The 13,503-nt window shown below is 63.1% G+C and carries 13 protein-coding genes; 5 read left to right on the top strand and 8 right to left on the bottom strand.

From position 1 onward, the window contains the following. Positions 1-43: 43 nt before the first annotated feature. A complete protein-coding gene (locus tag AC07FD_RS38350) occupies positions 44-3,217 on the top strand; it encodes an efflux RND transporter permease subunit (protein WP_478354032.1) in 3,174 nt (1,057 codons plus the stop codon). Between the two features lie 96 nt (positions 3,218-3,313). Beyond that, positions 3,314-3,472, top strand: a complete 159-nt coding sequence (locus tag AC07FD_RS38345; RefSeq protein ID WP_095089435.1) for a DUF3309 family protein — start codon at positions 3,314-3,316, stop codon at positions 3,470-3,472. A gap of 70 nt (positions 3,473-3,542) precedes the next feature. Here the strand turns inward: AC07FD_RS38345 and AC07FD_RS38340 are convergent, their stop codons facing one another. Both AC07FD_RS38340 and AC07FD_RS38335 read right to left on the bottom strand, forming a co-directional pair. Beyond that, positions 3,543-4,502, bottom strand: coding sequence for an SDR family oxidoreductase (locus AC07FD_RS38340; protein ID WP_478354031.1), 960 nt, complete (start codon positions 4,500-4,502; stop codon positions 3,543-3,545). A gap of 190 nt (positions 4,503-4,692) precedes the next feature. Further along, the gene (locus AC07FD_RS38335) at positions 4,693-5,649 is read right to left on the bottom strand and encodes an NmrA family NAD(P)-binding protein (RefSeq protein WP_478354030.1); all 957 of its coding nucleotides are present in this window, start codon (positions 5,647-5,649) and stop codon (positions 4,693-4,695) included. A 105-nt stretch (positions 5,650-5,754) separates the two neighbouring features. Here AC07FD_RS38335 and AC07FD_RS38330 point away from each other — a divergent pair, with 105 nt between their 5' ends. Continuing rightward, complete coding sequence (locus AC07FD_RS38330) at positions 5,755-6,669, top strand: LysR family transcriptional regulator (RefSeq protein ID WP_478354029.1); 915 nt, start codon at positions 5,755-5,757, stop codon at positions 6,667-6,669. On the opposite strand, the gene AC07FD_RS38325 is transcribed toward AC07FD_RS38330, so the two are convergent. The 3 genes from AC07FD_RS38325 to AC07FD_RS38315 form a co-directional block, all read right to left on the bottom strand. Continuing rightward, entirely contained in the window at positions 6,627-7,808 is a 1,182-nt protein-coding gene (locus AC07FD_RS38325) for an MFS transporter (RefSeq protein WP_478354028.1), read from the bottom strand. The two genes, AC07FD_RS38330 and AC07FD_RS38325, sit on opposite strands and share 43 nt — an antisense overlap. 131 nt (positions 7,809-7,939) lie before the next feature. Further along, entirely contained in the window at positions 7,940-8,248 is a 309-nt protein-coding gene (locus tag AC07FD_RS38320; RefSeq protein ID WP_478354027.1) for a DUF1244 domain-containing protein, read from the bottom strand. Positions 8,249-8,266: 18 nt separating this feature from the next. Next, positions 8,267-9,064 (bottom strand): N-formylglutamate amidohydrolase, encoded by a 798-nt coding sequence (locus AC07FD_RS38315; RefSeq protein ID WP_478354026.1) that lies wholly within the window; start codon positions 9,062-9,064, stop codon positions 8,267-8,269. A 287-nt stretch (positions 9,065-9,351) separates the two neighbouring features. Between AC07FD_RS38315 and AC07FD_RS38310 the strand changes: the two genes are divergently transcribed. Both AC07FD_RS38310 and pyk read left to right on the top strand, forming a co-directional pair. Beyond that, a complete protein-coding gene (locus AC07FD_RS38310) occupies positions 9,352-9,798 on the top strand; it encodes a DUF1036 domain-containing protein (protein WP_477300185.1) in 447 nt (148 codons plus the stop codon). Continuing rightward, positions 9,795-11,231 carry a pyruvate kinase gene (pyk, locus tag AC07FD_RS38305; protein WP_478354025.1) on the top strand — a complete coding sequence of 479 codons (1,437 nt, stop codon included), beginning with the start codon at positions 9,795-9,797 and terminating at the stop codon, positions 11,229-11,231. The genes AC07FD_RS38310 and pyk overlap by 4 nt, the downstream gene beginning before the upstream one ends. A gap of 28 nt (positions 11,232-11,259) precedes the next feature. Here pyk and AC07FD_RS38300 read toward each other — a convergent pair whose 3' ends face one another. The 3 genes from AC07FD_RS38300 to ykgO form a co-directional block, all read right to left on the bottom strand. Next, the gene (locus AC07FD_RS38300) at positions 11,260-12,327 is read right to left on the bottom strand and encodes an alpha/beta fold hydrolase (RefSeq protein ID WP_478354024.1); all 1,068 of its coding nucleotides are present in this window, start codon (positions 12,325-12,327) and stop codon (positions 11,260-11,262) included. Between the two features lie 105 nt (positions 12,328-12,432). Beyond that, on the bottom strand, positions 12,433-13,038 hold the full coding sequence (locus AC07FD_RS38295; RefSeq protein ID WP_478354023.1) for a tetratricopeptide repeat protein: 606 nt from the start codon (positions 13,036-13,038) through the stop codon (positions 12,433-12,435). A 112-nt stretch (positions 13,039-13,150) separates the two neighbouring features. Then, the gene (gene ykgO, locus AC07FD_RS38290; RefSeq protein ID WP_006327841.1) at positions 13,151-13,276 is read right to left on the bottom strand and encodes a type B 50S ribosomal protein L36; all 126 of its coding nucleotides are present in this window, start codon (positions 13,274-13,276) and stop codon (positions 13,151-13,153) included. Positions 13,277-13,503 lie beyond the last annotated feature (227 nt).

Here is a 13,503-nt window from a genome sequence, read left to right as displayed (position 1 = left end):
CGGCTGCGACGCAGCTCCTGAAATTCGAAAACAGGCGTTAGCCATGGATATCGTCAGACTCGCAATCAACAATGCCCGCCTGACCATCTCGGTTCTGGTCTTCCTTCTGCTCGCAGGCTGGGTTGCTTATCAGTCAACGCCAAAGGAAGCGGAACCAGACGTTCCGATTCCGATGATGTATGTCAGCCTGATCTATCAGGGCATTTCGCCCGAAGATTCAGAGCGCCTTCTGCTGCGGCCGATGGAAAGCAAGCTGAAGAGCCTGAAGGGCCTCAAGGAAATGCGCTCGGCCGCCTTCCAGGGCGGCGGCTACGTGCTCGTCGAGTTCCAGCCGCAGACCAACCTGGCGACGGCACTGCAGGACACGCGCAGCAAGGTGCAGGATGGCAAGGCCGACCTGCCGCAGGCGGCTGAAGAGCCTGTTGTTACCGAGGTCAATATCTCCGAATTCCCCGTCCTCGTCGTCACCCTGTCAGGCGAATTGCCCGAGCGTGTGCTGACCGCTGCCGCGCGCGAACTGCGCGACCGCATCGAAGAAGTGCCCGGCGTTCTCGAAGGCTCGCTGCAGGGCGCGCGCGACGACCTCGTCGAGGTCGTCATCGACCCGATGAAGCTGTCTTCCTACGGGCTGCAGCTCGATCAGCTGATCGGTGCGGTCGGCAACTCCAACAGCCTGGTCGCCGCCGGCAACATCGAGGGCTCGGAGGGCAAATACGCCGTCAAGGTGCCGTCGCTGATCGAGACGCCTGAGGATGTGGCGGCGCTGCCGGTGGTCGCCGGCCCCAATGCCGTGGTTCAGGCCAAGGACATCGCGACGATCCGCTCCACCTTCAAGGATGCCGAGACGGTGACCCGCCTCAACGGCAAGCCGGCCATCGCCATCGAAGTGAAAAAGCGCATCGGCGCCAATTTGATCGACACGCTCGCCAAGGTCAGGGAGGTCTCCGACGCCTTCGTCAAGACCATGCCGCAAGGCATGAATGTCACCTACACGCAGGACAAGTCGGTCTTCGTCAACCAGCTGCTCGGCGATCTGCAGAACCATGTGATGATCGCCGTCATCCTGGTGTTCATCGTCATCCTCTACGCGCTGTCCGGCCGTGCCTCACTGTTGATCGGCCTGGCCATTCCATCATCGTTCCTGATCGGCATCCTGTTGCTTGCGATGATGGGTTACACGATCAACATGATCGTGCTGTTCAGCCTGATCCTGGCAGTTGGCATGCTTGTCGACGATGCCATCATCGTCACCGAATTCGCCGAGCGGCGGATGGGAGAGGGCATGCCGAAGGCGGAAGCTTTCGCGCTTGCCGCCAAGCGCATGGCCGGTCCTGTCATCGCCGCGACGATGACGCGCATCGCCGCCTTCTCGCCGCTGCTGTTCTGGCCGGGCATCATCGGCGACTTTATGAAATACATGCCGATCACGCTGATCGTCACGCTGTCGGCGTCGATGCTCTACGCGCTGGTGTTCGCGCCGACGCTGGGGGCGATCTTCGCCAAGGCACCCGAGCACCATGCGGATGACAATCGCGACGGCTGGTACATGGCCATCGTCAAGCAGGCGGTGCGGTTCCCCATCACCGTGCTGGTGCTGACCGTGGCGCTGCTGTTCGGCGTCGGCTTTGCCTATTCGAAATATGGCGCCGGTGTCGAGTTTTTCCCCAGTGTCGAGCCAGACTACGGCCTGCTCTACGTGCACGCCCGCGGCAACCTTTCGCTGGCCGAAATGGATACCGCGACCAAGACCGCCGAAAACAGGCTGCTCGGCTGGCCCGGCATCAAATCGGTCTACACCCGCGTCGGCAAGACGCAAGGCGGCGGGCAGGATGTTCCGGAAGACGTGGTCGGCGTCATCCAGTATGAATTCATCGACTGGCGCGAGCGCAAGTCGGCGAACCAGATCCTGGACGAGTTGCGCGGCGTCATGGCCGGCATTCCCGGCGTCGATGTCGAGGTTCGCGTGCCTGAAGCCGGTCCGCCAACCGGCAAGCCGATCCAGATCAGGCTTTCGGCGATCGATCCCAAGGGGCTCGACGACAAGGCGCGCGCCGTCGCGGCGCGCATTGCCAAGGTGCCCGGCGTCATCGACATTTCTGACGGTCTGCCGCCGCCCGGCGTCGATTGGGCGCTCGAGGTCGACCGCGCCAAGGCGGCGCAGTACGGCATCAGCCCGACTTCAGTGGGAACCGTGGTGCAGCTGGTGACCAACGGCCTGAAGCTCAGTGAATACCGGCCGGCCGGCGCCGACGATGCCGTCGACATCCGGCTGCGCCTGCCCGAAGACCGGCGCACACTGTCGACGCTCGACGAGTTGAGGGTGCAGACCTCGCAAGGCTCGGTGCCGATCTCGAATTTCGTCGTGCGTAAGCCCGAGCCGACTGTCGGCATCCTCAACCGCATCGATGGCGCCCGCACGGTGGTCGTCCAGGCCAACGTCGCCGCCGGCACCCAGGTCGCGGCGGTGCAGCAGGAGGTCACCAAGGCTGTCGCCGATATGGATCTCGGCAGTGGCATACGCTGGAAGCTGGCCGGTTCCAACGAGGACAGTGCGGAGGCCAGCGCCTTCCTCGGCAAGGCCTTTGGCGCGGCGATCTTCCTGATCTTCCTCGTGCTGCTGATGCAGTTCAACAAATTCACCAGCGTGCTGATGGTGCTGTCCTGCGTGGTCATGGCGACGATCGGCGTGTTCCTGGGGCTGCTGTTGACGGGAGAGGCCTTCGGCATCGTCATGTCGGGCATCGGTGTCATTGCGCTGGCCGGCGTGGTGGTGAACAACAACATCGTGCTGATCGACACCTATGACCGGTTGCGTGAAGAAGGCTGGGACAAGATGGAAGCGGTGCTGCAGACCTGCCGCGAACGGGCCCGTCCCGTGGTGCTGACGGCGGTGTCGGCGATCCTCGGCGTGCTGCCGATCGCCTTTGGCCTCGGTCTCGAAATCTTCCATCATGAGACGACGATCAACGCCCCGTCGACGCAATGGTGGATCTCGCTGTCGTCGGCGATCGTCTTCGGCCTGTCCTTTGCCACCCTGCTGACGCTGGTGGTGACGCCGTCGATGCTGATGATCTTCACCCGCAGCAAGAACAGCCGCTTCTACGCGTTTTTCCGTCGGCTATTCCGGCGCGACAAGGGAAAGGTCTCGTCGACCGCCACGCCGGATACGGATGTGGGCGGCGAGCCGGCTATCGCCTTTCCGAAGGCAGCCGAATAGACCTGCCTGCGAACCTCCGACGCAAAGGCCGCCCGGAACAACCGGGCGGCCTTTTGCATTGTCCCTTGAACAAAATGTCCGCGCGGGGAGTTCTTTATGCCGATCACCACCATCCTCATCATCGTCCTGATCCTTGTCCTCATTGGCGCGATACCGGCCTGGCCGCATTCGCGCTCCTGGGGTTATGGGCCGTCGGGCATTGTCGGTGTCGTGCTGGTGGTGCTTCTGGTGCTGCTGTTGATGGGGCGGCTCTGAGCCGCCCTCATTCGGTAGCGAGATGGTGTGGACAGACGGGCGGGCATAGCTGCGCCCGCCGACGTGCCTATCAGGCAGCTTTCGCAACGCCATTCACCGTGGCGATGCCGATGTCCTCGAGAGCCTCGGCGACCGCCTGATCCAACGGCGTGTGCGGAGTCTCGCCGATGATGTGTTCCAGCCGCGTCGAGACCAGCCGATGCGGCTCGAAGCGCAGATAGGACATCGAGACGATCTCGCGCCACATCGCCACGAACGGGCTGCCGGCACGCAGCACCCACCAAGGCATCGAGGTCATCTTGAGTGCTCTGCCAAGCGCCTTCTCTGACGCAGCCTTGAGTTCCAGATCGGTGATTGCATGGCCTGGAAAATTCAACGCCTCATAGAAGCCGAGCTTGTCGAGATTGCGCGCCAACGCGACGAAGGCCCTGGCGAAATCCGGCAGGTAGGCCCATTCATGCACCAGATCGACTGGGCCGGGCGCGGTATAGATGCCCTTGCTCATCTTGGCGGCGACGACCAGGTCGAACCATGACCCGCTGCCGGTGCCGCCGAAAAAGTCGCCGGCACGCAAGAGAAGGGTGCGCACGCGGCCCGCGTCGGCCTCGCGGCGAAACAGGTCCTCCATGGCGCAGCGGATGTGGCCCTTTTCCGTCGTCGGGTGGAAGGGCGTGTCTTCCGTGATCACCGCCGGCATCGGCGAGCCATAATTGTAGACGGTGCCGGGGAAGAGATGCAGCGCGCCGTTCGAATGGCAGGCGGCCATGACGTTTTCGGCCATCGGCAGGCACTTGCCCCAGTCGGTGTAGATCGGGCTGAGGCCGTTGAAGATGATGTCGACGCCGTCTGTTGCGCGGATGAGCGCTTCGCGGTCGAGCGCGTCGCCGGCAACGGCCGTGGCCCCCTTGAGTTCAGCCGGTACCTTGCCGCTGCGGGTGATTGCGCGGACATCATAGCCGGCATCGATGAAGGCCCGGGCGACCACGCGACCGAGCCGGCCATTGGCGCCGAGAATTGCGATCCTGGTCATTTTGTCGTCTCCTTGTTTGCGTCAGGCCGCTAATTGCCTGCGAAAATGAATTGAAATTGTTGGAAGTTGGCGTTCTGATAGCCGCAATTGAATAACTGCACGGCTGGTTCCGCGACTGTTCCGGCCGTGAGGAGCGGCCCCTCCATTGTTCATCATGCGAGATTTGAGAGCAGGGAATCCGCCGTCGGTCTCACGCGGCAATCAGGTGGCTATCATCCAGTTTCAGATCGGCGATCGCCTGCCGGAGCGCGTCGACGGGATCGGTGGCCGGCAGCTTGCCCACGGTCCGCTCCAGCTTCTCGCCACTGAGCGAGTGCGGCGTGCGCCAGAGATAGGACATCTTGACGACTTCCCGCATCAGCGGGCTGAACAGGGCAGCAGCACGCAGGGCGATCCAGGGCACGCGCTTCGATGCAAGCGTGCGGCCACTGGCGGCTTCCGCCGCCACCTTCATCTGGTTGCCGGTCAGCGTGTGGCCAGCGAAGTGGAAGCGCTCGAAGGCGCCCAGGCTCTTGCGCTTTTCGGCCAGCGCGACAAACGCCTTTCCGAGGTCCGGCAGGTAGGCGAAGGCGTGCGGGATATCCATCGGCCCGCCCCACATGAAGATGTTCTTGCGCAGCTTCGACAGGATGATCAGGTCGAGCCAGCTCTCCGGCCGCGCCCCGCCGTAAAAGTCGCCGGCTCTGAGCACGATGGTCTGGACGCCGTTTTCTTCCGCCTTCCTGCGGAACAGCTCCTCCATCGCGATGCGGATTTCGGCCTTTTCCGTCGACGGCACTTCGGGCGCGGTTTCGGTCGTTCCAACGCCAATGCCGTAGCCGAAATTGTAGACGTTTCCAGGCAGCATGTGGGTCGCGCCCGTTGCCTGCGCCGCGGCAATGACATTTTCGGCCATCGGCAAGACCTTCTCGGCCCATTCGGTGTAAAGCGGGTTCAATGCGTTGAGGATGACATCGGCGCCCTTGCATGCTTCGATCAAGGCCGCGCGGTCGGTGGCGTCCGCCTGAACGACCTCCACACCGGGCGCCAGCGACGCCGCCTTGGCGTTGCGCGCCAAACCCTTCACCCGCCATCCGGCAGCGACGAATGCGCGTGCTGCGGCCTCGCCGACCCTGCCTGCCGCACCCAGAACAACGACCGTCTGCATCTGTCTTCTCCTGTTTTCGTGTCTTCGATGGGAAGATGCGGTATTTGCAGTTGAAATTAAATTCGCTAGGATTGGCGAATAGATATTCAATTATGAATGGATGGCATGTCCGACCTCGACTGGAACCTGATCAAAAGTTTCGTCACAGTGGCCGAGACCGGCAGTCTGTCTGCCGCCGCGCGCAAGCTGACGTCCAGCCAGCCGACGCTTGGCCGCCATATCGCCGAACTGGAGCAGGTGCTTGGCGTCACGCTGTTCCGGCGCGGCCGGCGCGGCTACGAATTGACGGAGGCCGGCAGCACGCTGTTCGAGCGCGGCAAGACGGTCAGCGAACAGGCGAGCGCCTTCTCGCGGCTGGCATTGGGTTCGGTCGAAGCGATCGAGGGCACGGTGCGCGTCGCCGCCAGTGAGGTCGTGGCAGCCTATGTGCTGCCGGAAATGACGGCACGGCTGGGCATCGAGGAGTCCGGCATCGAGGTTGAAATCGTTGCCTCGAACCAGGTCGAGAACCTGCTGCGCCGCGATGCCGACATCGCCATCCGCATGGTCGAGCCGGCGCAGAACGAACTGGTGGCGCGCAAGGTCAGCGACATTCAACTCTGCGCCTGTGCGGCAAAAACCTATCTCGACCGGCGCGGCCGTCCGCTCGCGCCGACCGATCTTGTTGGACATGATCTTATCGGCTTCGACCGCGATGACAGCGTCATCCGTGGTTTTGCGGCCGCCGGCATCAAACTCGATCGCCACGCCTTCCGCTTCAGGACCGACAACCAGATCGTGCTGTGGGAGGCGGTTCGGATGGGAAACGGCATCGGCTTCGGCCAGGAGCCGCTGGCCGACCGGGATCCGCTGGTGGAGAAGGTGCTGCCGGACTTTGCCCTGCCGACGCTGCCGGTTTGGCTGGCCATGCATCGCGACGTGCGCACCAGCGTGCGCATCCGCCGCGTGGCGGATTTCCTCTACGAGGAACTCAAATGCTACTCGACCGGTGTGGCGTCGGGCGCGAATTCGGCGCGGTGAGCAAGCCCGGCCATCAGCAGCACGACGATCAGCAGTCCCGACATGGCGATGAAGATCGGGCCGAAGCTGAAATGCTCGGCAACGAAACCGATCGCCGACGGTGCCACCAAAATGCCGGAATAGCCCATGGTGGTGACCACGCTCATGCCGGTGCCCGACGACATGCCTTCCTGGTTGCCGCCGGCCGAAAAGATGATCGGCACCATGTTGGCGATGCCGAAGCCGCACAAGGCAAAGGCCGCGATAGCAAGCCAGGGCGAGGGTGACAGCCCGGCGATCAGCATGCCGGCGGCAGCGACGAGCGCCGATGCGCGCAACGTCATCACCGCGCCGAGGCGGTTGCGAACGCCGTCGCCGAAGAAGCGCATGATCGCCATGACACCTGAGAAGGCGGCATAGGCGAGACCGGCAACGGCAAGGTCTGCACCGAGTTCCTGCCTCAGATACAGTGCCGCCCAGTCGAGCACCGCGCCTTCGGAAATCATCGTCAGCAGCGCCATCAGGCCGACGAGGTAGACCAGCGGATTTCCCGGCAGCGCGAATTTGTGATGTTCGGTCGCCTGCGGCCTGTCCTCGGCGACCAGATAGCGAACCGCCACCGCGATCACCGCGAAGGCGAGCGCCGTCACCACCGCAGCGTGAGCGAGGTGGCCGTAGTGCTGGATGGCAAAGCCGCCAAGGCCGCCGCCGGCGAAACCTCCAAGGCTCCAGAAGCCGTGCGAGGACGACATGATGGCGCGCGAGAGCCGCCGTTCGACCACCACCGCATTGGCATTCATGGCGACGTCCATGCCGCCGATCGAGCCGCCGAAGATGAACATGGCGATGGCCGCCAGCGGCACGTTGGGGGCCAGCGCCACCACCAGCAGGCCGAGGCTGCCGCAAAGACCGAACCAGCGCAGCACGGTGCGCGAACCATGTCTCAAGATCAGGTGGCCGCACCAGGTCATCGCGGTGACAGCGCCGGCGCCGAACAGCAGGATCAGTAGGCCGAGCGTGAACTTCGTGATCTCCAGCCGTGTCAGAAACACAGGGATCTGCGGCGCCCAGCTGCCGGTCAGGAAGCCGTTGGCGAGGAAAATGGCCGCTACGGCCCATCGTCCGCGAATGGCAGTCTGGATGGCGTTTTGCGCGTCCATGGCTCGAATCCGGTCAAGAAATAGCGTTGTGCGGCAAATTAGATCGATTCAATTTTCAGTCAAGCGGTCTTTCGGAAAAGCATTTGGGCCAAACACCGCCTTGGAAATGGCCGGGTAATTTCGAGGGCTAACTAATGGTCCTTGGGCCGCCGCGCCTCGAATTCAGCCTTCTTGGCATCGGAGGCCTCGGTCTGGTTGAGCGCCTGCCATTGGGCATAAGGCATGCCGTAAACGATCTCGCGCGACTGGTCCTTGGACAGGCCGACGCCTTCGGCCACGGCAGCTTCGCGATACCAGTTCGACAGGCAGTTGCGGCAGAAGCCGGCGAGGTTCATCAAGTCGATGTTCTGCACGTCGTTGCGCTCGCGCAGATGCTCGACCAGACGGCGAAAGGCGGCAGCCTCGAAATCGCGCTTCTGCTCGTCGCTGAGTTCGGTCATCGAAACCTCCTTGCGGCTTTAAAGCGGCCCGGTGCGGGAGCCGAATTGCTTGACCACATGTATATCGGGACGGCGGTCGATCGCGTCAACGATCGGCGCCAGGCGCTGCGCCCAGGCGATCGCGCCCTCCTGGTCCGATATCAGATCCTGGCGGATCTCGATCAGCGCATGGGCGAAGCCGTTGATGATGGCGTGCTTGTACATGGTGTCGCCGCGCAACGCGCCGTCATAGGGTTCGTTGTCGCCAACCACGAGGCTCTTGTCGGCGGCCAGCATGTCGATCAGCGGCCGCGCCACCCGGTCATCCCGATCCCACAGGATGCCGACATGCCAGGGACGTTGGATCCCTTGCATAACCGGGGTGAAGGAATGCACCGAGAAGATGAAGGGCGTCTGGGCAGAGGCCTGCGCGACCGAGGCAATCATGGCGCCGACGGCGTCGTGATAGGGCCGGTAGAAGGCGTCGAGCCGCCTTTCGCGCTCCTCGGCAGCAATCGGGTAATTCCCGGGCACGACGGTGCCGTCATAAAGCTGGCGAATGAGCGTCGGATCATCCTCGCCCCGATTGGGGTCGATCAGCAGCCGCGAGAAATTGGCCATTACCGCAGGCACACCGAGCAGAGCAGCCAGTTCGCGCGTCACCGCCTCGACGCCGATATCATAGGCGATGTGACGGTCGAACTCCTCCGTCAGCAGGCCGAGACTGCCATAGTCCTCCGGCAGATCGCGGCGGGCATGGTCGCCCAGGAGCACAATGCCTCGCTTGCGGTCGCCTTCGACGATGTCGAAAGGCGCGAAAACTGTGGATCGGGTCATTGGTGGGAAATGGTCTGTTCGCTGGCTTCCGGGGAGGGTGCTATCGTCATTCCACGAAGACGACGCTTGCGCAATGCCGTTGTTTGGCCAAGGTTTCCCGGGAAATCTGGCAGAAGTCGGCGAATTGTGCGCCGGAGCCTTTCTAAATCGATTGGAATTGGACAAAACGGCGCGTTGACATGCGCCCGGACTTTTCCGAAAAGGGGCGCAGAGAGATGCAGATGTGGTTCTTGAGGGGTTTTCGGATGGGTTCCGTCGGCAGGCAGCGCTTGCGCTCTGCCTTTGCCATGCCGCTCCTGATCCTTGCCGTGGGCCTGTCGGCGATGGTCATGGCCTCGCCGGCGCGTGCCGATTTTCGTGTCTGCAACGCCACGCAGAACCTAGTCGGCGTCGGCATCGGCTATCGCGCCAAGGCCGGCTGGATCACCGAGGGCTGGTGGCACATCGAAGGATCGAGCTGCAAGACGCTGATCGAAGGGCCGCTGTCATCAAGGTTTTACTATCTTTATGCAGAAGACGCCGAACGCGGTGGACGCTGGGATGGCCCGATCAACATGTGCGTGGCTGAAAAAGAGTTCAAGATCGCCGGCGTAACCGACTGCGTCGCCCGGGGCTTCCAGCGCGCCGGATTCCAGGAATATGACACGGGCGAACAGGCAAGCTGGATGGTCCAGCTGACCGATGAGCCCGCAACGGGAGGCGCCCCAGCCACCCCGGGAACAAACAGTCAATGAGACGTAGCCGCAAGGTCAAGATCCTAGCCACCATCGGTCCGGCCTCCTCGTCCGAGGAGATGCTGAAGAAATTGTTCGAAGCGGGCGCCGATGTGTTCCGCATCAATATGAGCCATACCGATCACGAGCTGATGCGCACGCTGGTCGGACGCATCCGTACCGTCGAAGAAGCGGTCGGCCGGCCGATCGGTATTCTGGCCGACCTGCAAGGCCCGAAGCTGCGCGTCGGCAAGTTCGCCAATGGCAAGGAAGTGCTGACCGTCGGCCAGACCTTCACGCTCGACGACAATCCCGAGCCGGGCACATCAACCAGGGTCTACCTGCCGCATCCCGAAATCCTGAGCTCGGTCGAAGCCGGTCATCGCTTGCTGATCGATGACGGCAAGCTCGAATTGAAGGCGGTGAGAAGCGACGGCAAGTCGATCGTCTGCACGGTCATTGCCGGTACCACGATTTCCGACAAGAAAGGCGTCAGCCTGCCAGATACCGATCTGCCGGTCGGCGCGCTGACCGAGAAGGACCGCAAGGATCTCGATGCCGTTCTGTCGACAGGCGTAGACTGGGTCGCGCTGTCGTTCGTGCAGCGGCCGGAGGATCTGGCCGAAGCGCGCAAGATCGCGCGCGGCCGGGCACTGATCATGGCCAAGATCGAAAAGCCGCAGGCCGTTGCGCGGCTGGCCGAGATCATAGAACTGTCCGATGCGCTGATGGTCGCCCGCGGCGATCTCGGTGTCGAAATGCCGCTCGAGGCGGTGCCCGGCATCCAGAAGCAGATCACGCGCGCTGCACGCCGCGCCGGTAAGCCGGTGGTGGTTGCAACGCAGATGCTGGAATCGATGATCACCGCTCCCGTGCCGACCCGCGCCGAGGTGTCCGATGTTTCGATCGCCGTCTTCGAAGGCGCCGATGCCATCATGCTGTCGGCGGAGTCCGCCGCAGGCGCCTATCCGGTCGAAGCGGTGGCGATGATGGACCGCATCGCCACCAAGGTCGAAACCGATCCGACCTATGCCGGCATCATCAACGCGCAGCGCTCCGAGCCGGAAGCAACCGGCGCCGATGCCATTTCGCTGGCCGCCCGCGAGATCGCCGAGACGCTGAAACTGTCGGCGATCATCACCTATACGGCGTCCGGCACCACCGGCCTGCGCGCCGCCCGCGAGCGTCCGCAGGTGCCGATCATCGCACTGTCGCCGATCCTCAACACGGCGCGGCGGCTGTCGCTGCTGTGGGGCACGCACTGCGTCGTCTCGCCCGATGCCAGCGACCTCGACGACATGGTCAACCGCGCCTGCCGCATCGCCTTCGACGAAGGTTTCGGCAAGCCGGGCGATCGTGTCATCATCACCGCCGGCGTACCGCTGAGGACCCCCGGTTCGACCAACATGCTGCGCATCGCCTATGTCGGGTCCGACGTGCAAAGCAGCCGATAGATAGGTTCGCCTGAACCAGCAAGCGTGATCAGGTCGGCGCGAGTTCGGCCTGCGGCACCTTGAGGTCGGCGCATTTGCCGGCGCCGTAAGCGTCGCCGGCGATACGCGCTTCCACGGTCCTGGCCATCGCCTGCAGGTCGATATCCTTGCCGGCGGCCTTCTCGATGGCGCCGACAACCAGGTCGGGGGCAATCCAGTCCGGCTTGTGGCCGAGATTGTGCACCCAAACCAGCTCGGCGCCGGCAATGTCGCGGACGAGGCCGACCGAGTGAATCTGCGCATAGACGACCTTGTCGCGGTCGCCCGAAATGACCACGGTCGGCGCCTTGATCTCGGCGTAGCGGGGGGCGGCACCAAGGGCATAGCGATAGAGCCCGGCAACGTCGGTGGCGTTGGCACGAAAGGCCGGTGGCCGCAGCACCAGCGGGATCGAGGCCGTGGCGAGATAATTGTCCGGCACCTTGTTGGGCGAGAAGACGCAGGTCGTGGCATCAGCCATCTGCAGCGTTCCCGCGGGATAGCTCAGCGTCTCGGTGAACAGCCAGCCGATCACCGGAACGGTCGTCAGATCATAGTACCAGGAGGTTGCGCCGCCGGGCCAGGGATGGGTCGCCGGCGCAAGAAACACCAGCCCAAGCGTCTTGTCGGCATGCTCGCGGCCAAACGCGGTGGTCGCGGCGGCGCCGAAGGAATGGCCGACGACGACAGCTTTCTTCATGCCGAGACGGTCCATCAGCGCGGCGATGGTGTTGGCCTGGGCCGACGGGCTTTCGTTGTTGCCCGGGCCACGCCCCGACCAGCCGAACCCCGGCCGGTCGAGGAACAGCATTTCGGCGCGGCCTTCGAGCAACGGCCGCAGCGGCAGCATCTGATCCCTGAGATTGGCGCTGGCGCCATGGATGAAGACGATAGGCGGCAGCGAGGCATTCGCAGGCGCTGGAACATGCATAAAGTGGATGCGGGCGCCATTGATGTCGGCGAAGTCACCAATCGGCGGATTGCGCCGCTCGATCAGCCACGAGCCGACGCGGGTGGCGCCGACAAGGCCGAAGACAAGCGCCATCAGGAAGGCGAGGGCAGCGTAGATCAGGTTCATGCGGGGAAAATACGGGCTGGAGCGGAATTAGTTCTGGGCAGGGGAGCAGGGGCATGTGCAATCTGCACTCACTTACTGCCTTACTCCCCTATTCCCTTAAAGGCATCAAATGCCTTCGCCGGCAAGCTCTTCCGACAGTGTGGCGACCTGGTCCTGGGCGCTGCGCATCATCGGATAGATGGCCAGCACCTTTTGCCAGGCCTCGAGCGCCGATTGCTTGTGGCCGGTCAGGGCCATGATCTGCGCCAGACCGGACAGCGATCCGAAATGGCGCGGCTCGAGCTGCAGCGTATGGTCGATGTCGGACATCGACTTACCATAGTTCTTCATCATGAAATGCACGGTGGCGCGCCGGTTCCAGCCTTCGGCATAGGTCGGCTGCAGGGTCACCACCTGATCGAGGAAATCGAGAGCGACATCGAATTTCTGGCCTTCGATGGCCTTTTGCGACCACATCATCATCAGGTCGATCGAGGCGCTGCCGGATTGGAACCACTCGCTCCAGATGTTGCCGGCAATGCGCTCGGCAGCCTTTTCGTTGCGCTCCCGCTTCAGGTCGCTGAACAGCTGGTCGAGACGGGCCTGTTTCGTCATCACCAGCGGCGGGGCATCTGGGGCCGCCGGCGCAGCCGCCTGTTCATCCGCCCGAGCCGGTAAGGCGACGGCACCGGAAACGAGAAAGATTGCCATAAATGCAAAAATAATCCGCATCGCCCGACTCTAATCCCGGGCGGCGGAACATCAAAGTGATTTTAGCGTGAGAAGGTCGGAGGACCGACGACAAGCATCAACCGGCGGAGGCACGAAGCCTCCGGCCGAAAGCTCAGCCCTGGCGTGCCTTGTAGCGCGGGGCGGTCTTGTTGATGATGTAGACGCGGCCCTTGCGGCGAACCAGCTGGTTGTCGCGATGACGCGCCTTCAGCGCCTTGAGCGAATTCTTGATCTTCATGGTCTTGCCTGTCGGTGTGGACCCGGTCCGGGTCGAAATTTTAAGGCGCGCCAGAAGACGCGCCTTTGAACTGTGGGTGGCTCATAAACGAGGAGCCTTGTCCGTGTCAACCGCAAGCGTGCTCTATAACAGGGCGAACCTGCCATATCATCAAATATCCGCCATGTCGGCCTGGCGGCATTGCGCGGCCTCCAGCCGGCTGGGATGATGCGGCCGCCATGAAGTGA

It is taken from the genome of Mesorhizobium waitakense (assembly GCF_056431085.1).
This window is presented reverse-complemented; position numbering and strand designations above follow the sequence as displayed.

What these genes read in the sequence shown, in the direction of transcription:
- AC07FD_RS38350 (WP_478354032.1), top strand. Translation starts at nt 44, where the DNA reads ATGGATATCGTCAGACTCGCAATCAACAATGCCCGCCTGACCATCTCG.
- AC07FD_RS38345 (WP_095089435.1), top strand. Translation starts at nt 3,314, where the DNA reads ATGCCGATCACCACCATCCTCATCATCGTCCTGATCCTTGTCCTCATT.
- AC07FD_RS38340 (WP_478354031.1), bottom strand. Translation starts at nt 4,502, where the DNA reads ATGACCAGGATCGCAATTCTCGGCGCCAATGGCCGGCTCGGTCGCGTG.
- AC07FD_RS38335 (WP_478354030.1), bottom strand. Translation starts at nt 5,649, where the DNA reads ATGCAGACGGTCGTTGTTCTGGGTGCGGCAGGCAGGGTCGGCGAGGCC.
- AC07FD_RS38330 (WP_478354029.1), top strand. Translation starts at nt 5,755, where the DNA reads ATGTCCGACCTCGACTGGAACCTGATCAAAAGTTTCGTCACAGTGGCC.
- AC07FD_RS38325 (WP_478354028.1), bottom strand. Translation starts at nt 7,808, where the DNA reads ATGGACGCGCAAAACGCCATCCAGACTGCCATTCGCGGACGATGGGCC.
- AC07FD_RS38320 (WP_478354027.1), bottom strand. Translation starts at nt 8,248, where the DNA reads ATGACCGAACTCAGCGACGAGCAGAAGCGCGATTTCGAGGCTGCCGCC.
- AC07FD_RS38315 (WP_478354026.1), bottom strand. Translation starts at nt 9,064, where the DNA reads ATGACCCGATCCACAGTTTTCGCGCCTTTCGACATCGTCGAAGGCGAC.
- AC07FD_RS38310 (WP_477300185.1), top strand. Translation starts at nt 9,352, where the DNA reads ATGCCGCTCCTGATCCTTGCCGTGGGCCTGTCGGCGATGGTCATGGCC.
- pyk (WP_478354025.1), top strand. Translation starts at nt 9,795, where the DNA reads ATGAGACGTAGCCGCAAGGTCAAGATCCTAGCCACCATCGGTCCGGCC.
- AC07FD_RS38300 (WP_478354024.1), bottom strand. Translation starts at nt 12,327, where the DNA reads ATGAACCTGATCTACGCTGCCCTCGCCTTCCTGATGGCGCTTGTCTTC.
- AC07FD_RS38295 (WP_478354023.1), bottom strand. Translation starts at nt 13,038, where the DNA reads ATGCGGATTATTTTTGCATTTATGGCAATCTTTCTCGTTTCCGGTGCC.
- ykgO (WP_006327841.1), bottom strand. Translation starts at nt 13,276, where the DNA reads ATGAAGATCAAGAATTCGCTCAAGGCGCTGAAGGCGCGTCATCGCGAC.